Genomic DNA, 16,615 nt, shown 5'->3' on the forward strand with positions numbered 1-16,615 from the left:
TCTGTTTTTCAACTTCGCTTCGTGTGTCGCGTCAGCAGGGGGCGAACTATAGCAACGCCCTCCACACCACGCAAGCACTTTTTGAAAAATAATCGAAAATAATTTAGCAAGAGCGCTCCACGCGCTTTCACGATCCGCTCAAGGCCCTTTACCGGCGCCGGTTTCCAGCCGATATGAAGAAATGCGAAATCATTCAGAAAAAAGGGCCGCCCTGACGGGCGGCCCTTTTTACCGACCAAAGTGATTCAAATGGTTAGTGAATTTTCTTGCGTACTTACAGGCTCTGTCATCCCGCCTTCACCGTCAATTCGCTCTTGACGTCCCTCACGCCGTCGATCCCGGCGACCAACTGCAAGGCATGCTGCCCCAGTTCGGCGCTGGGGACCGATCCCTTCAGGGTGACCACGCCCTCCTTGGTGATGACCTTGATCTTCATGGAAGAGATCTGCTTGTCCTCAACCAGCGCCGCCTTCACCTTCGCGGTGATGACGGAGTCATCTATATAAGCACCGGCTTTCTGGGCGGAAGGTGCATGGGCGCTACCGGAATCGGCTGCCTGGACTGCGGGCGCGACAGCGGCCATGGTGAGGGTGGCGGCCAGCAATCGTGCTGCAAGTGAGGATGTGTTCATGGCGTTCTCCTTGTTGAACTGAGGTAATCGCGGCATTGCCTTTTACTTCATCTATATAGGCAACTCTGACTGACCACTTCGCAAGGGCCATGCCAAGTCTTCATTTTGTCAATGAAATCAATGACTTATCGTAGCGACTCCGGCCCGCCCCGCTACTGATGAGCAGACAAACCCGCGTTTTTCGTCGGCCTGCCGCGACACCAGGCGGCGCGGCCGCGCGCAAGTCCTTGATTTCAAACGACTCCATCCTGTCGCTCCAGCGCGACCGGCTCTTCGCCGCCCCTGAAGCGGCGCGGATCCAGTCCGTTCTTCTGCAGCAGGCGGTAGAACTCGGTGCGGTTGCGATCAGCCAGTCGGGCCGCATCGGAGACGTTGCCATCAGTCAACTTCAGTAGCCGCACCAGATAATCGCGCTCGAACTTCTGCTTGGCCTCGGCATAGCGCAACAGATCCAGGGTCGGCACCCGCAAGGCCCGCTGCACCAGAGAAGCCGGAATCAGCGCTGCAGTCGACAGCGCACAAACCTGCTCGACCACGTTGTAGAGCTGGCGCACATTGCCCGGCCAATGCGCCAGACTCAGCACCTCCAGCGCGTCCGGCGCAAAACCGGTCAGCCGCTTGGGGTACCGGGCAGCGATGGTCTTGAGGAAATGATTGGCCAGCAAGGGGATATCCTCGCGTCGCTCCTCCAGCGGCGGCAGGCTGAGGGTGACCACATTGAGCCGATAGTACAGATCGGCGCGGAACTGCCGCTGGTTCATGGCCAGGTCCAGATCGCGGTGCGTCGCCGAGATCACCCGCACATCCACTGCGGTGGCCTCGTTGGCGCCGACCTGCCGAACGGTCTTTTCCTGCAGTACCCGCAACAGCTTGACCTGAAGGGCCAGTGGCATATCGCCGATTTCGTCGAGAAACAGGGTGCCGCCATCAGCGGCCTGGAACAAACCTTCACGATGCTCCACAGCCCCCGTAAATGCGCCCTTCACGTGGCCGAACAACTCGGACTCCAGCAACTGTTCCGGAATGGCCCCGCAATTGACGGCGATGAACGGTTTGTCAGCGCGCGGACTGGCGCGATGGATGGCGCGGGCCAGCAATTCCTTGCCCGTCCCGCTATCGCCTCGAATGAGGATGCTGGCATCAGAGGCCGCCACCAGCCGCGCCTCGGCCAGCAACTCGTCGATGCGCTGGCTGCGGCTGATGATATCGGCGCGCCAGACTTCGTCCGGTGCGTCTTGGGCCGGGGCGGACAGGCTCAGGGCCTGCGCCACCTTGTCCAGCAGGACATGACCGTCAAAGGGCTTGGTGAGATAGGCGAACGCGCCCTTGGTCGTGGCCTCGACGGCATCGGGGATGGTCCCATGCGCAGTCAGCAGGATCACCGGCAAGGCGGGATACCGGCTGCGGATCTCGGCAAACAGGGCCAGTCCATCCATGCCGGGCAGCCGCACATCGGTGACTACCAGCGCCGGCAGCGCAATGGCCAGCTGGGCCAGGGCGGCCTCGGCGCTTTCCACGGCCAGGATACGGTAGCCGCTGGCGTTCAGGCGCAGCGTCAACAGGCGCAGCAGGTCGGGATCATCGTCGACCAGCATCAGGGGGGCAGTCTTTCCCATCGGGACTCCAGTTCCAGTAAAGGGAACGGCCCCGACGGGATGGCGGCGTCCCGGTCCTCAGGGACTCAGGTCACTTGCCGCCAGCCGGCAGGGTCCGTTCAATGTTCTTGAGCGCTTCCAGCTTGTCGTTGAGCTGATCGACCTTGCGCTGCGCTTCCTTCAGTTGTACCGAAGACTTCTCGGCAACGTCGGCCACGCGGCGCAGGTCGGAATAATGACCAACCAGCAACTGCACCAAAGGCTTGAGCTTCTCCGCTTCGACGCTGCGATCGGCCATGACGTTCCATAGCTGCGCTTCGGCCTTGGCCAGATCGATGGCATCGCGGGTCAGCGACAGCGCCATGGCGCGGCGCACGTTGGTCGCCGGGCCGGCCGGATAGGTGTTGAGACGCTGCAACTCACGCGCCAGTTCAGCCGGTGTCATCTTGCGCAGCTGGGCGTTGTAGGCCAGCAGCTCGTCGATGTTGCTGCTGGAATGAATCATTTGCACGGTGGAAGTCGGGGCCAACTGCTGCCCCGCACATGCAGCCAGCAGGACGGAGCAGGCCAGGATCAGGATTTTATTTTTCATCAGGCAACTCGATTCGGAAATGGGCCCCACCCTCGCGCGGGACCAGATACACCTTGCCACTATGCGCCTGCACGTACTCACGCACCACGGACAGACCGATGCCATTGCCGCGACGGGCACCGGTGGGCTGGTGCAGGCCCTGGTAGAACGGTTCGAAGATGCGCGCCGCATCGGTGGGCGCCACACCGGGCCCCTGGTCCAGGCATTCCACCCGCACCATGCCCGGCAGCTCGGTCAGCAGGAAACGGATGAAACCACCTTGCGGGCTGAAGCGCACGGCATTGGAGAGCAGGTTGGCCAGTACGATGGCCATCTTCTCGGGATCGACCACCACGGTGCGGGCGGCCCCCTCGATTTCCACCTTCAGCTGGCGCGCCAGCCATTGCAGCCGCTGGTCATCGATCACCTTGTGCAACAGCGCGCGCAGGTCCACCGGTACCGGATGGATGCGCTGGGCATCGAAGGAAACTTCGTTATAGCGCAGCAGGTCCTCGATCTGGGTCTGCAGCGACTGGGTATTCTGGCGCAGGATGCGGGCGATCTCGCGCTGGTTGTCGGTGAGCTGTCCGGCCACGCCATCGTCGAGCAGAGCCGCACCTTCGCAGAGGGCGGCCAGCGGCGTCTTCAGCTCATGGGAGACGTGCCGCAGGAAGCGCGATTTCTCGGCCTCCAGGTCGGCCAGGCGCTGGCGCAACCAGTCCAGTTGCTGGCCCAGACGACGAATGTCAGCGGGGCCGCGCACGTCGATGGGCTGGTCGAAGCGATTGTCGCCCAGGCGGCCGATGGCCTGCTCCAGCCGCGCCATCGGCCGCGAGAGCCACAATCCGAAGCAGAAGGCCAGCAGGACGGCCAGCACGATGGCCCCCACCACCTGAATGGTGAGCAGCTGACGTTGCTGTTCCAGCGCGGCCGACAGCGCATTGTTGCGGCGATCCACCTCGCGCCGGCTCTCCAGCGCGATGCGTTCATTGAGCGCGGGCAGGCGGGCAAAGTCCTGGAACAGCTTGGCCTGCTCGTCCTTGTCCTTGCGCGAATCGGCCTCCAGCACGCCGGCGGCCTCGTCCACGGACAGCCCCCACTGGCTGAACAGCTCGCGCGGCGCCATCGGCAGCGAATCCGACAATTCCCCCAGCGCCTGCCGCGCCTGCTCGCGCGCCTCGTTGAAGCGGTCACGGAAGGCGGGGTCATCCAGCACCAGATACTGGCGCGCGCTGCGCTCCATGGCCACGGTCCGCTCGGCCAGGCGTTGCGCCGATTCGGTCAGCTGCACGGCCTGGCGCGCGGTCTCGCGGCTGTTGGCCGACATGCGGTCCAGCGTGAAGAGGGCGTGGATGGAGGCGCCGCTGAGCAGCGCGGCGATCAGCAGGAAGGCCGCCAGCAGCAACTGCCGGAACGACAGTCCCAGGTAGCCGGGCTTGCGGCCGGCTGGCGACTGGGGCGAATGAGTGTGCTCGATGGCGTTGAACATGCGATTGATCTCGGTCCCACAAGACTTGCCTGGTTATCCGGGGGCTCAGCCCTCCGGCCCGGAACATGCCGACGGGCAATGTCGGCCACGCTGTTGCGGGCACACATTGTAATCATTTGTCGGCCCACCTGCGATGCGGCGGCGTTTCCTGATGGCAATCCCCAGGCCCGATACCGGTGTCAGTCCTGCGGGCCGAGGAAATCCAGCAGCATCAGTGCCACCACCTTGGTGGCCTTCCTGAGGTCTTCCAGAGCCAGGTTCTCGTCGGCCTGCTTGGCGTTGGATTCCATGAGCGTACGCGGCCCGGCACCGAACAGCACCACCGGAATGCCGGCTTCGCCATACAGGCGGGCATCAGTGTAGAGCGCCGAACCATTGGTGGTGAGCGTCTCGCCCATGACCTGCTCGGCATTGCGCAGCAGGCTCTCCACCAGCTTCTCGTGACCGGGCAGCGGACGCAATGCACGCGCCAGCAGCAGGCGGCGAATCTCCACGCGAATGCCCGGCAGGCCCGCCACTGCATCGTCGATCAGCTTGCGCACACCGGCTTCGACCTGTGCCGGGTCTTCCTCGGGAATCATGCGGCGGTCCATCTTCAGCACCACCTTGCCCGGCACCACGTTGGTATTGGTGCCGCCATCGATGCGACCGACGATCATGGTCGGATGGCTGATGCCGGGGATGGACGAGCGGATCTCCTTCAAGCCCGGCAGTGCGCCGTAGATGGCATTGAGAATGGCGTTGGCCGCCTGCAGGGCATCATGGCCGGTCTCGGGCATGGAGCCGTGGGTGGCCCGACCATGCACGGTCACCTCGAACTGCAGGCAGGCATTGTGCGCGGTCACCACGTTGTAGCTGAAGCCGGCCGCCAGCACGTAATCCGGACGGGTCAGCTGCTGTTCCAGCAGCCAGCCCGGGCCGAGCACGCCGCCGAATTCCTCGTCATAGGTGAAGTGCAGCTCGACCGCGCCGCGCAGTGCAGCACCCAGCGACTCCAGCGCACGGGTGGCGAAGAGGTAGCTGGCGAAGTCGCTCTTGGAGACGGCCGCGGCACGGCCATAGATGCGGCCATCGGCCACCTCGCCGCCATAGGGATCGTGGGTCCAGCCTTCGCCCGGCGGCACCACGTCGCCGTGGGCATTCAAGGCCAGGGTCGGACCACCGTCGCCATAGGGACGGCGCACGATCAGGTTGGTGATGCTCTGCATGCCGTAGTCACGCACCTGCTCGGCCGGCACCGCATGCTTCTCGGCCTGCCAGCCCCAGGTCTGGACCAACGCGGCCACCGCATCGGCGTGGGGAGCATTGTTGCCGGGCGGCGTGTCCGTGGGAATGCGGATGAGTTGCTGGAGTACGCCGACTTCTTCCTCGAAATGCTGATCGATCCATGCGCACAGGCGCTCCGACAACTGCTGTTTGGACATGCTTGCCACTCCGTGATCAAAAACCGCCAGCCACGCCGGCGCAAACCGCCATCATAGCGCAGCCGCCCGGCGCGTGGCCGCCTCCTGCGTACTCCCACGTTCCCCGCTATCATTGACCGCCCTGTCTCAACGCCAGAACCCAACGAACCCATGCCCTCACAACCCTCCGCCTCCGGCGCTCCTGCTCCTCACATCGTCATCGCCGGCGAGGGCTTGCCTCCCGAGCAGCGCGGCCGCGCCATCCTGGCGCTGGGCATCGCGGTGGGCCTGGCCACACTCGATACCGCCATCGCCAACACCGCCCTGCCCGCCATGGCGATGGACCTCAACACCACACCGGCGGCCTCGGTCTGGATCGTCACCGCCTATCAACTGGCGATGATGGTGGCCCTGCTGCCGCTGGCGGCGCTGGGAGAGATCATCGGCTATCGCCGCATCTATGTCTGGGGACTGGTGCTCTTCACGGCCGCTTCGCTGCTGTGCGCCGTGGCCTGGTCACTGCCCACGCTGGTGATGGCGCGCTTCCTGCAGGGACTGGGCGGGGCCGGCATCATGAGCGTCAATACCGCGCTGATCCGCTTCATCTATCCCACCCGCTCGCTGGGGCGCGGCGTGGGACTCAATACCCTCATCGTGGCCATCGCCTTCACGGTCGGTCCCTCGGTGGCCTCCGGCATCCTCGCCATCGCCCCCTGGCCATGGCTGTTTGCGGTCAACGTACCGCTGGGCGTAGCGGCCGTGATCCTGGCCCTGCCCTCGTTGCCGCATACCGCGCTGTCCTCGCACGCCTTCGACCTGCGCAGCGCCGTGCTCAACGCAGCCGCCTTCGGCCTGCTGATCCTGGCCATCGGCGAGGGTGCGCACCGGGCCCAGGCCAGCGTGGTGGGGCTGGAGCTGGCTGCTGCCATCCTCTGCGGACTGTTCCTGCTGCGACGCGAACTGTCGCATCCGGCGCCGATGCTGCCGGTGGACCTGTTCCGTCATCCCATGTTCACGCTTTCGGCCATTACCGCCGTATGCTCCTTTGCGGCGCAGGGCCTGGCCTTCGTCTCGCTGCCCTTCTTCTTCCACCATGACCTGGGCCGCAGCCAGGTCGAGATCGGCCTGCTCATGACACCCTGGCCGGTAGCCGTGGCCATCATGGCGCCGATTGCAGGACGCCTGTCGGACCGCTATCCGGTCGGCATCCTGGGCGGCGTCGGCCTGGCGCTCCTGTGCGCTGGACTGCTGACGATGACCTTCATGCCGGCGGCACCCAGCGTCTGGGAGATCAGCTGGCGCATGCTGCTCTGCGGCATGGGATTCGGGTTCTTCCAGTCGCCCAATCTCAAGGCGCTCATGACCAGCGCCCCGCCCCATCGCAGCGGCGGTGCCTCCGGCATCGTGGCCACGGCGCGCCTGCTGGGCCAGAGCGTGGGCGCGGCGCTGGTAGCGCTGTGTTTCAACCTGTCGGAAACCCAGGGCTCGCGCCTGGCCCTCGGTTTCGGTGCCGCCTTTGCCGGGGTGGCCTGCATCGCCAGCTTCCTGCGTTTGCTCACCAGCAACCCTTACGCTGCTCCGCTGAAAAAATAAGTTTTTCTCAGTATTGCCCATCGCCACCACCGCCCGAATTCTCGCGCGGTGGCTGTCTTTCGTGGGGTTTCGTCAGTTTTTGTGACATCTCCATTCCAAACATTTTCCCCGCATAAACTTTACACAAGATCCCCGCTAAATTTCCTCGCCAGGCAGCGCCCGAACAGCCTAAAGCCAAAGCCATTCTGTTACGATAAACCCGACAGCTCATCCATCATTACCGACTGTCACCATGAAGCCAGCCACAGAAGAACAGGCGTCCATTTCATCAGGGAAATCGAACCGCGTTCAGCACGGTAACCAGCAGCAGGCCAAGACCTGAATTCGATATGTTGAAATCCATCGCCATAGAACAATTGCGCTTGGGCATGTATGTCCACTCCATCCCCGGCGGATGGATCAATCACCCTTTCTGGCGCAAATCCTTCAAGATCGATACGCTGGAAGACCTGCAGACGCTGCGCGACTGCCCGGTCGACGAAGTCACCATCGATACCGCCAAGGGCCGTGACATCGCGCCCGAACATGATCACGACGATCAGGCCGCCGCCGCCGACGACCAGCCCCAACCGTCGGCCGAGATCGTCATCGCCCATCAGGGCGCCAGCGCCACCGTGGCCGTGCGCCGGCCGGCCACACGCACCGAGACGGCGGTGGAACGCGAACGCGCGGTCCGCATCATCTCTTCCTCCAAGTCCACCGTGCTCCACATGTTTTCCGAAGCGCGCATGGGCAGGACGGTGGACGTCAAGGACGCCGCCGAACTGGTGACCGAAATCACCTCGTCGGTCTCCCGCAATGCCGATGCCCTGATCAGCCTGGCGCGTCTGAAGACCACCGATGACTACACCTACATGCACTCGGTGGCGGTATGCGCGATGATGATCTCGCTGGCCAACCAGCTGGGCATGACCCCGGAACAGACCAGGCAGGCCGGCATGGCGGGGCTGCTGCATGACGTGGGCAAGATGGCCGTGCCACTGGACATCCTCAACAAACCGGCCAAGCTGACCGAAGAGGAATTCGCCTCGGTGCGCTCGCACACCGTGCAGGGTCACGGCATCCTCCAGCAGATCGAAGGGATCGGGGAGGCGGCGCTGGACGTCTCGCTGCATCATCACGAGAAGATCGATGGCACCGGCTATCCCTTCAACCTCAAGTCCGACAGCATTTCCATCATGGCCAAGATGGGTGCGGTATGCGATGTCTATGATGCCATCACCTCCAACCGTCCCTACAAGGCCGGCTGGGATCCGGCCCGCTCGATCCGCCACATGGCTGCCAGCGCCGGGCATTTCGATCCGATCACGATGGAAGCCTTCGTCAAGGCCATCGGCATCTACCCGACCGGCTCCTGCGTGATCCTGCAATCGGGGCGCCTGGGCGTGGTGGTGGACCAGCGTCCGGACCAGCTGCTCACGCCGCGCATCAAACTGTTCTACTCGACCACCAGCCGCATGCCTCTCCAGCCGGAAATCATCGACCTGGCGCGCGGCGGCGACAAGATCGTGGCCTATGCCGATCCGGCCAAGTGGGGCATCCGCAGCCTGCCCAGCATCGACCTGAACTGAGCGGTACTGCAGCCGCAAGAATGGAAAACGGCGCCTTGGGCGCCGTTTTCATCTGCTCCGCATCAATCGCAGTCAGTCGCACTCAATCGCGCTGCGCGAACGCCGCCGTCGACGCCAGCTCATTCAACAACGCCACCGTAGAACAGCTGGAGACGTCATAGGGATTGAGTTCGCCCGTGGCCGAATATTTCAGCAACAGCGAGCGGTTGATCTTGTCCAGCCGGATCTTGCCCATGGTCCAGGACGAGTACTGGCGTTCATCGATGGATTCATAGGCCAGCAGGATCACATCCTGGTGGCGATCATCACGCAGCAGTCGGCCATAGAGGCGATTGACCTGATCACGCCCGCCTTCGAGCACCTGCACGAAAATGGTATCGCTGTAGCACAGCACGCCGGTGATGCCCTGCTGCGGATTGCGCTGACGCGAGGCCGCGAGAATACCCTCGATGGTCTCGTGGGTGATGGTCTGGCGAGCACGGCTTGCATAGATCAGACGAACCAGCATGATTAACCTCGTTGACGTTGGGAAATCAGCGCCAGGAATTCGCGGCGCAGGTTGGCGTCGCGCAGGAAGGATCCCCGCATGACGCTGTTGATCATCTTCGACTCCACATCCTTGACGCCGCGCCAGTGCATGCAGAAGTGATCGGCTTCCATGACGATGGCCAGGCCATCGGGCTGCAACTTCTGCATGAGCAGGTCGGCGGCCTGGGAGACAGCTTCTTCCTGGATCTGCGGACGGCTCATGATCCACTCCAGCAGGCGCGCATACTTGGACAGGCCGATGAGGTTGGAATGTTCATTGGGCATCACCCCCACCCATACCTTGCCCATGATCGGGCACAGGTGGTGCGAGCAGGCGCTGCGTACCGTGATGGGACCGACGATCATCAGCTCGTTCAGGCGCTCGATGTTGGGAAACTCGGTCACCGGGGGCGGTGCCTGGTAACGGCCCTTGAAGACTTCGTTCAAGTACATCTTGGCCACGCGCTTGGCAGTATCCTGGGTGTTGTGATCGCTTTCGACATCGATCACCAGGCTCTCCAGCACCGCCGCCAGCTTGGACTGCACCTCAGCCTGCAATTGCTCCAGTTCGCCTTCCCTGATGAAGGCCGCGATATTGTCGTTGGCGTGGAAACGCACGCCGGCCGCCTTGATACGCTGGCGGATGCGGGCCGATACCAGCTGGTCATGCACGCTGGGTGCTGCCGTCTCGGTGCCGGTGGCGGCCTGGTTCTTGTCTGTTGCCATGATGGAGGGCGAGCACGCCGAACGTGATCGCTGAGTTGGGGGTGGCGCCATTATGCACGGAAAAACGTCGACGCATTGAGGGCAAACCAGCGTCAAGTCCGCGTCATGACATCGGCTGCATCGCCCTGCTGGCGCGCCGTCCAAGGTGCAGGCCCCATTCATGTCGCATTAATGCTTGATCGATGAAGCATTAAACCTGGCTTAATGCCGCCGATCGCGCCGCCGATGGTGCCGCAGATCGTGCGGCGGACTCTGAGGCACACCCCGGCGGCGCTGAGGCTTAACGACCATTGATGATTGTTTGCCGCACTTTACACCGGCCTAACCGCTGCTTACGTCCACAGCCACCATCATCCCTGCACGCGCCGCACGCACGTGTTACTGCATCTGGCAACAGCAGGCGGCGACGTGTGCCGGGCATCCAGCCTGGCCGCCATCGGGGGATCACCATGACATTCCAGTATCGCCTTGCCGGTGCCTGCGCACTGGCCGTCTCGCTATCGGCCTGCAACAGTCCGGCACCCATGGTGACCGGGCCTACCAGCGTGCGACCGGCCTATCAGGTGGCCAACGTGGAAAACAACGGCGCCATCTTCCGGGTTTCCAGCGCCCAGCTCTTCGAGGAGCCGACCACCTACAACGTGGGCGACATCATCAAGATCGACATCTCCGAATCCATCAGCAGCAGCAACAAGGCCGCCACCAGCAACAGCCGCGACAGTTCGCTCACGCAAAAGGGCCCGGGCTCGGGTGCACCGCTGGGCGGCCTGTTCACGCAGCTCTACGACGCCAACTATTCGGCCAGCGGCAGCAATACCTTCAAGGGATCCGGTGACAGCAGCAATACCAACACCATGAGCGGGACGCTGATGGTCTCCATCGTCGAGGTCCTGCCCAACCGCAACCTGGTGGTGGCCGGTGAAAAGCGCATCGGCGTCAATGGCAACGTCAATACGCTGCGCTTCTCCGGCGTAGTGCGCACGCGCGACATCCGTGGCGGCATCGTGGCCTCGGCCAACGTGGCCGACGCGCGGCTGGAACAGGTCGGCGGCGGCTCGGTGGCCGACGCCAGCACCGATGGCAACTTCTTCCGCCGCCTGCTGACCATCTGGTGATCGGGCTGCCCCTGCCGCAGAGGATGCGGCAGGGACAAACGGAAAACGACAAAACGACAAAACGGCAAGCGCGCAGCTTGCCGTTTTTCATTGCGCCGATCACCGCGCACACCGCGTCGAGCGCGGCAAAGCATGTGCGATACCGTCAGAATCCGTTGGCCGCACTGCGCATGTTGTCCGGCGAATTGTCCGCCACCTGCGGATTGCCGGGGAACAGCGCATCGATCAGTGGCGCCAGCTTGTCACCGGCGCTGGCCCACTTGTCCTGACCGAAGGAGCCCAGCCGGTACTGCGCCGTGCCCAGCACGCGTCCCTCGCGACGCAGGGTCAGCGCAGCATAGGTGAGATAGGGGGTATAGGCATCGGTGAAGACCTTGGTATCCCATTTGACGTAACCCACATAGCTCAAGGTCACCGGGCAGTTCAGTGCCTGGGTGCCGGCATCGTAGACGCGGCTTTGTACGCCGTGCTTTTGCAGTTCGCCCTGTAGACCGGGGACGAAGTCGCTCAGGGCCACCGAACCATTCCACTCGATGCAGACTTCATGGATCGGGTCCTTGCTGTAGACGATGGGATTCTGGACCGAGTTGGGCGTCATCGCCCGCACGCTGGAGGCGGTGGAACCAACCAGTCCCACGGCATCGACCAGGGCATTGCCGGACGTGACGATGCAGCCCGACAGCGATGAAGCCAGCAAGGTGGCAATGATGATGGTGCGCATGATGCTCTCCCCGAGCGCAATCCTCTGGCAGGGTCCCCGCATGTCGCGAGGGGCAGGGATTACAGGCTGCCCATCATAGCGGCGCATATTGTCGCCACATGGCCGTTTTACCTTGATTTACGCTGACCCTGTACACGCTTAACAGCCGCGTACGTGACGCCAGGGCACACCATGGCGAGGCCTTGCGCAGTGCTGGCACAATAGGCGCCTGTGTCGATTTTCCAAGGAGACTTCCATGCCCTCACTGCTCGCCCGTTCCCTGCTGGCCTCGCTGGCGATGGCTGGCATGCTGCATGCCGCCCGCGCCGATACCCTCAAGTCCGACAGCGAAGTACGCGCCCTGGCCGACAAGGTCATGGCCCAGGCCGGTGCCGGCCGCACCGATGATGCCTACGGCCTGCTCTCGCCTTATGCCTTGGTGGATATCCGCGCCTTCGAGACTGCGCGCACCAACGCGCGCAGCGCGCGCTCGGCCATCGAGGCGCTGGTCGGCAATTCGGTCGGCTATGAATTCATCCGCTCCGAGAAAGTGGGCCAGTCACTGATGAAGCTCACCTATATCGAAAAGACCGAACGCCAGCCCATCCCGTGGATGTTCATCTTCTACCACACGCCTGGTGGCTGGGCATTGAGCAGCTTCAGCAATGGCGCCAACGTGGATGCGCTGTTTGATCACTAGGGCCTGTTCGCATTAAATCTGCGCGATGCGTTCCAGGTTCAGAACGCGCGCTGCGGCTCCAGATCGCCACTCTCGATGGCGCTGGCCACGCCCGAGATCTTGTCGGCGATGATGGCCGACGAGCCGCAGGCCGTGGTCCAGCCATTGGAACCATGCCCGGCGTTGAGCCACAGATTGGCATAGCGGGTGGCACCGATGAGCGGTGCGCCATCCGGTGTCATCGGCCGCAGCCCGGCCCAGTACTCCACCTTGGCCAGATCGGCCCCCTGTGGATAAAGATTCTTCAGCGACTTCAGGGCAGTGGCGCAGTCCCGCGGCGTGACGCGCGTATCCCAGCTGCCGATCTCGGCCGTGCCTGCCGCACGGATATGCTGCCCCATGCGCGTGATGGCGACCTTGTAGTACTCGTCCATGACGCCACTGCGCGGCGCGCTCGCAGGATCGGCCACCGGTACCGTGATGGCATAGCCCTTGACCGGGTAGATCGGCAGATCCAGCCCCAAGGGTTTCAACATCGGTACCGATGCGCTGGCGCAGGCGACGACGTAGGCATCGGCGCGCAGCGTGCCGGTGCGGGTACGCAGCCCGCTGACCTGCGCACCGGCCACCTCGATGGCCTGCACCTCTGTGGACAAGTGAAACTCCACCCCATGCGCCTGCAGCCATCCTGCCAGGGCGCGCGCAAACAGCGGGCAATTGCCGGTCTCATCGAGCGGCAAGAGCAGGCCGCCCTTCAATTCCTGTCGGGCCGCATGCAAGCCCGGATCGAAAGCCACGCAACCCTCGGCATCCAGCAATTCGAAGGGCACCCCGGCTTCGGCCAATACCTTGGTCGACAGCCCGGCATTGTCCAGCCCTTCCTGGGTGCGGAACAGTTGCAGGTTGCCGCCGCTGGTCTGCTCGTAGCGGATATCCAGACGCTCGCGTATCTGCTTCAACTGGCTGTGGCTGTAGCGCGCCAGCCGCCCCATGCGCGCCTTGTTGACGGCATAGCGCTCGGGCGTGCATTGCGCCAGAAAAGTCTTGAGCCATTTCCACTGATGCGCATCCAGACGGGGCGTAAAGCGCAAGGCCGCTTCGATGCCCAGCCAGCTCTGCACCGACCACTTCAGCGACTTGGCCGGCATGCCCGGCGCCGCCCACGGGGTGGCGTAGGAGGGACAGACGTGGCCGGCATTGCCGACGCTGGTCTCGGCGGCCACCTCGGCGCGGCGTTCCACCACGACGACCTCGTGGCCGCGCTCGCGGAGGAAATAAGCAGTGGTGACGCCGACGATGCCGGCGCCCAGCACGATGATGCGCATGGTGTCAGTTCAACTTCCGGAAATGATCAATGAATATAAACAGACTAAACAATATAAATAATTTAAATCTTCTTGTCGCTACAGCGTCAGTCCGCCATCCACATGCCACACCTGGCCGGTGACATAGGACGCCGCCGGGCTGAGGAGGAAGGCGATCACGTTGGCGATCTCCTGCGGCTGTCCCAGGCGCTGCAGGGGGATGCGCGCCAGCGCCGCCTCCCAGGCGGCCGGATCGATGGCCGACTTGGCCGGGTCGCTCTTCTGAACGTAACCGGGCGCCACCGCGTTGACCGTCACGCCCGCCGCTGCCACCTGCACGGCCAGCGACCTGACCAGCGCCTCGATGCCGGCCTTGGCCGCCGCCGAAGCCGGAAAGCCCGATTCGCCAAGACGAAACACATGCGCCACGAAGGAACTCACCGCCACCACGCGGCCCTGTGGGCTGGCCTGCAAGGGTTCCCGGCACGCCGTCACCAGACGGAAGAAGCCGCCCAGGAGCGCCTCCATGGAACGCGACCAATCGGCCTCATCCAGTTCACCGATACGCTTGCGATCGGCAAAGCCGGCATTGGCGACCAGCGCATCGAGCCGTCCGTAGTGCGCCAGCGCCGTGTCACGCAAGTGCGCAGCGGTCTGTGGCTCGGCCAGGTCGCCCAGCGCCAGCGTGCAGTCAGCTCCCTGCGCACGGCACTGCTGCGCCACCGCCTGCAACTCCGGCGATGCGCTGCGGGCATGCAGCACCAGGGCGACACCGGGGGACGCGACCGTCGTGGCCACCGCCGCACCGATGCCGCGCGCGGCGCCGGTGATGAGGATGACACGCTCAGAAGGGGGGGAACTGGCAGCAGGAATGGAAGAAAAAGGGGACGGGTTCATGATCCAAAAGGTGAAACAGCGCGTTCCCGCTGACCGGGAATTTGGCATAACACTTCATTTACGCAATCCCGTCATTTTAGCCAAAGCCAGCATCTACGGGGGTTCCCGGCGCATGATGAGATGTTTTGTTCAGTTCGTGCCCAAGCCGTTCTCCTTTACAATGGCCGGGTTCGCGGCACGCCGCCGCCTCGATTGCGGTCGATGCGCGGGCGGCTTGTCCCATGTCCTCACCTTCCAGCACCAGGCTCGCTTTGCCCCTGGATGACCAGGGCATGGTTCGTGCATGCGCTGCACACCCCGCCCTCCCCGGGCTCCAGCAATCGGCAACCAAGGAAAATCGCAGATGTATCAATGGGACTTCGGCTCGCTCTGGCAATTCAGGAGCATCATCGGAATCGGCTTCGTCTATACCCTCTCCTACACCGTGGCCTGTATCGCTCTGGGCCTGCTGGTAGGTCTGGTGGTCGGGCTGGGCCGACTGTCTTCCAATCCCTTCATCTCCGCCCCGCTGCGCGCCTTCGTCGAAGTCTTCCGCTGCACGCCGGTGCTGGTGCAACTGGTGTGGTTCTACTATGCGCTGCCGGTGCTGCTGGGCATCGAGATGTCGGCGGGCATGGCGGCCATGCTCTCGCTGGCGCTGTATGGCGGCGCGTTCTATTCCGAGATCATTCGCGGCGGCATCGTCTCCATCGATGTCGGCCAGTCCGAAGCCGGCTGGGCGCTGGGCATGACGCGATTCCAGCTGATGAAGCGCGTGATCCTGCCGCAAGCCTTCAAGCGCATGACACCGCCGCTGGTGAACCAGTCCATCATGCAGTTGAAGAACACCTCGCTGCTGTCGGTGCTGGCCGTGCCGGACCTGCTGTACCAGGGCCAGATCATCGCCCACGAAACCTATCGCCCGCTGGAAATCTACACCCTGGTGGCGATCATCTACTTCGTGATCCTGCTGCCGGCCACCATCTGGGCCAAGCGCCTGGAAAACCGCCTGTCGGTCCAGCATGGTTGAGGAGCAGCACATGAGCAACCCATCTTCCAACGCGATGAACGCGATGATCCAGATCAGCAATCTAAAGAAGTCCTTCGGCGAGCACGTGGTGCTCAAGGACATTTCCATCGCCGTGCCCCGTGGCAGCGTGGTGGCCATGATCGGCCCGTCGGGCTCGGGCAAGTCCACCCTGCTGCGCTGCTTGAACCTGTTGACCGTGCCGGACCAGGGCACGGTGCGCATCGGCGAGCGCCACTTCGAATTCAGCGGTCGCAACTCGCGCCTGCCCAAGGACCGTGAACTGGCCGCCTTCCGCGCGCGCACCGGCATGGTGTTCCAGCACTTCAACCTGTTCCCGCACATGACGGCGCTGGAAAACGTGATGGAAGGCATGGTCACCGTGCTGCGCACGCCCAAGGCCGAAGCGCGCGCCAAGGCCATGGTCCTGCTGCAGAAAGTGGGCCTGGCCGAACGCGCCGACATGTATCCGCAAAAGCTCTCCGGCGGACAGAAGCAGCGCATCGCCATCGCCCGTGCGCTGGCCATGCAGCCGGACGTGATGCTGTTCGATGAAGCCACCTCGGCGCTGGACCCGGAGCTGGTCGGCGAAGTGCTCAACGTGATTCGCGGCCTGGCGGCCGATGGCATGACCATGATTCTGGTCACGCACGAAATCGCCTTCGCCCGCGAAGTCGCCGATCAGGTGGTGTTCATGCGGGATGGCGTGGTGGTCGAAGCCGGCCCGCCCGCGCAGGTGATCGACCATCCGCAGGAAGCGGCCACGCAGGCTTTCCTGGCCCGCTTCAATGCCTGATCGTCCAGATC

The 16,615-nt window shown here is 63.6% G+C and carries 16 protein-coding genes; 6 read left to right on the forward strand and 10 right to left on the reverse strand.

Translation table 11 applies throughout. From position 1 onward, the window contains the following. Nucleotides 1-286: 286 nt before the first annotated feature. The 5 genes from HNO82_RS16125 to HNO82_RS16145 all read right to left on the reverse strand — a co-directional run bounded on the left by HNO82_RS16125 (nucleotide 287) and on the right by HNO82_RS16145 (nucleotide 5,710). The gene (locus HNO82_RS16125) at nucleotides 287-631 is read right to left on the reverse strand and encodes a BON domain-containing protein (protein ID WP_008333756.1); all 345 of its coding nucleotides are present in this window, start codon (nucleotides 629-631) and stop codon (nucleotides 287-289) included. Nucleotides 632-864: 233 nt separating this feature from the next. Then, nucleotides 865-2,247, reverse strand: a complete 1,383-nt coding sequence (locus HNO82_RS16130; protein ID WP_175344413.1) for a sigma 54-interacting transcriptional regulator — start codon at nucleotides 2,245-2,247, stop codon at nucleotides 865-867. 70 nt (nucleotides 2,248-2,317) lie between these two features. Then, nucleotides 2,318-2,818: a hypothetical protein gene (locus HNO82_RS16135; RefSeq protein ID WP_008333760.1), complete on the reverse strand. Its 501-nt coding sequence runs from the start codon at nucleotides 2,816-2,818 to the stop codon at nucleotides 2,318-2,320. Next, nucleotides 2,808-4,286, reverse strand: coding sequence for a HAMP domain-containing sensor histidine kinase (locus tag HNO82_RS16140; protein WP_175344414.1), 1,479 nt, complete (start codon nucleotides 4,284-4,286; stop codon nucleotides 2,808-2,810). The genes HNO82_RS16135 and HNO82_RS16140 overlap by 11 nt, the downstream gene beginning before the upstream one ends. A 179-nt stretch (nucleotides 4,287-4,465) precedes the next feature. Then, nucleotides 4,466-5,710 (reverse strand): M20/M25/M40 family metallo-hydrolase, encoded by a 1,245-nt coding sequence (locus HNO82_RS16145; protein WP_175344415.1) that lies wholly within the window; start codon nucleotides 5,708-5,710, stop codon nucleotides 4,466-4,468. Nucleotides 5,711-5,860: 150 nt separating this feature from the next. Between HNO82_RS16145 and HNO82_RS16150 the strand changes: the two genes are divergently transcribed. Both HNO82_RS16150 and HNO82_RS16155 read left to right on the forward strand, forming a co-directional pair. Next, the gene (locus HNO82_RS16150) at nucleotides 5,861-7,282 is read left to right on the forward strand and encodes an MFS transporter (RefSeq protein ID WP_008333771.1); all 1,422 of its coding nucleotides are present in this window, start codon (nucleotides 5,861-5,863) and stop codon (nucleotides 7,280-7,282) included. A 329-nt stretch (nucleotides 7,283-7,611) separates the two neighbouring features. Next, nucleotides 7,612-8,853: a cyclic di-GMP phosphodiesterase gene (locus tag HNO82_RS16155; RefSeq protein WP_175344416.1), complete on the forward strand. Its 1,242-nt coding sequence runs from the start codon at nucleotides 7,612-7,614 to the stop codon at nucleotides 8,851-8,853. 82 nt (nucleotides 8,854-8,935) lie between these two features. Here the strand turns inward: HNO82_RS16155 and HNO82_RS16160 are convergent, their stop codons facing one another. Next, complete coding sequence (locus tag HNO82_RS16160) at nucleotides 8,936-9,361, reverse strand: BLUF domain-containing protein (RefSeq protein WP_008333777.1); 426 nt, start codon at nucleotides 9,359-9,361, stop codon at nucleotides 8,936-8,938. Nucleotides 9,362-9,363: 2 nt separating this feature from the next. Then, a complete protein-coding gene (gene folE, locus HNO82_RS16165; protein ID WP_175344417.1) occupies nucleotides 9,364-10,107 on the reverse strand; it encodes a GTP cyclohydrolase I in 744 nt (247 codons plus the stop codon). A gap of 449 nt (nucleotides 10,108-10,556) precedes the next feature. Between folE and HNO82_RS16170 the strand changes: the two genes are divergently transcribed. After that, on the forward strand, nucleotides 10,557-11,222 hold the full coding sequence (locus tag HNO82_RS16170; protein WP_034351704.1) for a flagellar basal body L-ring protein FlgH: 666 nt from the start codon (nucleotides 10,557-10,559) through the stop codon (nucleotides 11,220-11,222). A 145-nt stretch (nucleotides 11,223-11,367) separates the two neighbouring features. Here the strand turns inward: HNO82_RS16170 and HNO82_RS16175 are convergent, their stop codons facing one another. Then, nucleotides 11,368-11,943, reverse strand: a complete 576-nt coding sequence (locus HNO82_RS16175; RefSeq protein WP_008333792.1) for a hypothetical protein — start codon at nucleotides 11,941-11,943, stop codon at nucleotides 11,368-11,370. Between the two features lie 235 nt (nucleotides 11,944-12,178). Between HNO82_RS16175 and HNO82_RS16180 the strand changes: the two genes are divergently transcribed. After that, entirely contained in the window at nucleotides 12,179-12,622 is a 444-nt protein-coding gene (locus tag HNO82_RS16180; RefSeq protein WP_008333794.1) for a hypothetical protein, read from the forward strand. A gap of 38 nt (nucleotides 12,623-12,660) precedes the next feature. Here HNO82_RS16180 and HNO82_RS16185 read toward each other — a convergent pair whose 3' ends face one another. Continuing rightward, nucleotides 12,661-13,926: a D-amino acid dehydrogenase gene (locus tag HNO82_RS16185; protein WP_175344418.1), complete on the reverse strand. Its 1,266-nt coding sequence runs from the start codon at nucleotides 13,924-13,926 to the stop codon at nucleotides 12,661-12,663. A gap of 78 nt (nucleotides 13,927-14,004) precedes the next feature. Next, complete coding sequence (locus tag HNO82_RS16190; RefSeq protein ID WP_175344419.1) at nucleotides 14,005-14,802, reverse strand: SDR family NAD(P)-dependent oxidoreductase; 798 nt, start codon at nucleotides 14,800-14,802, stop codon at nucleotides 14,005-14,007. Nucleotides 14,803-15,145: 343 nt separating this feature from the next. Between HNO82_RS16190 and HNO82_RS16195 the strand changes: the two genes are divergently transcribed. Both HNO82_RS16195 and HNO82_RS16200 read left to right on the forward strand, forming a co-directional pair. Continuing rightward, on the forward strand, nucleotides 15,146-15,811 hold the full coding sequence (locus tag HNO82_RS16195; RefSeq protein ID WP_175344420.1) for an amino acid ABC transporter permease: 666 nt from the start codon (nucleotides 15,146-15,148) through the stop codon (nucleotides 15,809-15,811). A 10-nt stretch (nucleotides 15,812-15,821) separates the two neighbouring features. Further along, nucleotides 15,822-16,604: an amino acid ABC transporter ATP-binding protein gene (locus HNO82_RS16200; RefSeq protein WP_283810193.1), complete on the forward strand. Its 783-nt coding sequence runs from the start codon at nucleotides 15,822-15,824 to the stop codon at nucleotides 16,602-16,604. Nucleotides 16,605-16,615: the final 11 nt, after the last annotated feature.

The sequence above is a fragment of the Herbaspirillum sp. C9C3 genome, assembly GCF_013359625.1.
Taxonomy (GTDB): domain Bacteria; phylum Pseudomonadota; class Gammaproteobacteria; order Burkholderiales; family Burkholderiaceae_D; genus Herbaspirillum.

Excerpts from the sequence above, each read along its gene's own strand:
- HNO82_RS16125 (WP_008333756.1), bottom strand. The coding sequence starts at position 631 with ATGAACACATCCTCACTTGCAGCACGATTGCTGGCCGCCACCCTCACC.
- HNO82_RS16130 (WP_175344413.1), bottom strand. The coding sequence starts at position 2,247 with ATGGGAAAGACTGCCCCCCTGATGCTGGTCGACGATGATCCCGACCTG.
- HNO82_RS16135 (WP_008333760.1), bottom strand. The coding sequence starts at position 2,818 with ATGAAAAATAAAATCCTGATCCTGGCCTGCTCCGTCCTGCTGGCTGCA.
- HNO82_RS16140 (WP_175344414.1), bottom strand. The coding sequence starts at position 4,286 with ATGTTCAACGCCATCGAGCACACTCATTCGCCCCAGTCGCCAGCCGGC.
- HNO82_RS16145 (WP_175344415.1), bottom strand. The coding sequence starts at position 5,710 with ATGTCCAAACAGCAGTTGTCGGAGCGCCTGTGCGCATGGATCGATCAG.
- HNO82_RS16150 (WP_008333771.1), top strand. The coding sequence starts at position 5,861 with ATGCCCTCACAACCCTCCGCCTCCGGCGCTCCTGCTCCTCACATCGTC.
- HNO82_RS16155 (WP_175344416.1), top strand. The coding sequence starts at position 7,612 with ATGTTGAAATCCATCGCCATAGAACAATTGCGCTTGGGCATGTATGTC.
- HNO82_RS16160 (WP_008333777.1), bottom strand. The coding sequence starts at position 9,361 with ATGCTGGTTCGTCTGATCTATGCAAGCCGTGCTCGCCAGACCATCACC.
- folE (WP_175344417.1), bottom strand. The coding sequence starts at position 10,107 with ATGGCAACAGACAAGAACCAGGCCGCCACCGGCACCGAGACGGCAGCA.
- HNO82_RS16170 (WP_034351704.1), top strand. The coding sequence starts at position 10,557 with ATGACATTCCAGTATCGCCTTGCCGGTGCCTGCGCACTGGCCGTCTCG.
- HNO82_RS16175 (WP_008333792.1), bottom strand. The coding sequence starts at position 11,943 with ATGCGCACCATCATCATTGCCACCTTGCTGGCTTCATCGCTGTCGGGC.
- HNO82_RS16180 (WP_008333794.1), top strand. The coding sequence starts at position 12,179 with ATGCCCTCACTGCTCGCCCGTTCCCTGCTGGCCTCGCTGGCGATGGCT.
- HNO82_RS16185 (WP_175344418.1), bottom strand. The coding sequence starts at position 13,926 with ATGCGCATCATCGTGCTGGGCGCCGGCATCGTCGGCGTCACCACTGCT.
- HNO82_RS16190 (WP_175344419.1), bottom strand. The coding sequence starts at position 14,802 with ATGAACCCGTCCCCTTTTTCTTCCATTCCTGCTGCCAGTTCCCCCCCT.
- HNO82_RS16195 (WP_175344420.1), top strand. The coding sequence starts at position 15,146 with ATGTATCAATGGGACTTCGGCTCGCTCTGGCAATTCAGGAGCATCATC.
- HNO82_RS16200 (WP_283810193.1), top strand. The coding sequence starts at position 15,822 with ATGAGCAACCCATCTTCCAACGCGATGAACGCGATGATCCAGATCAGC.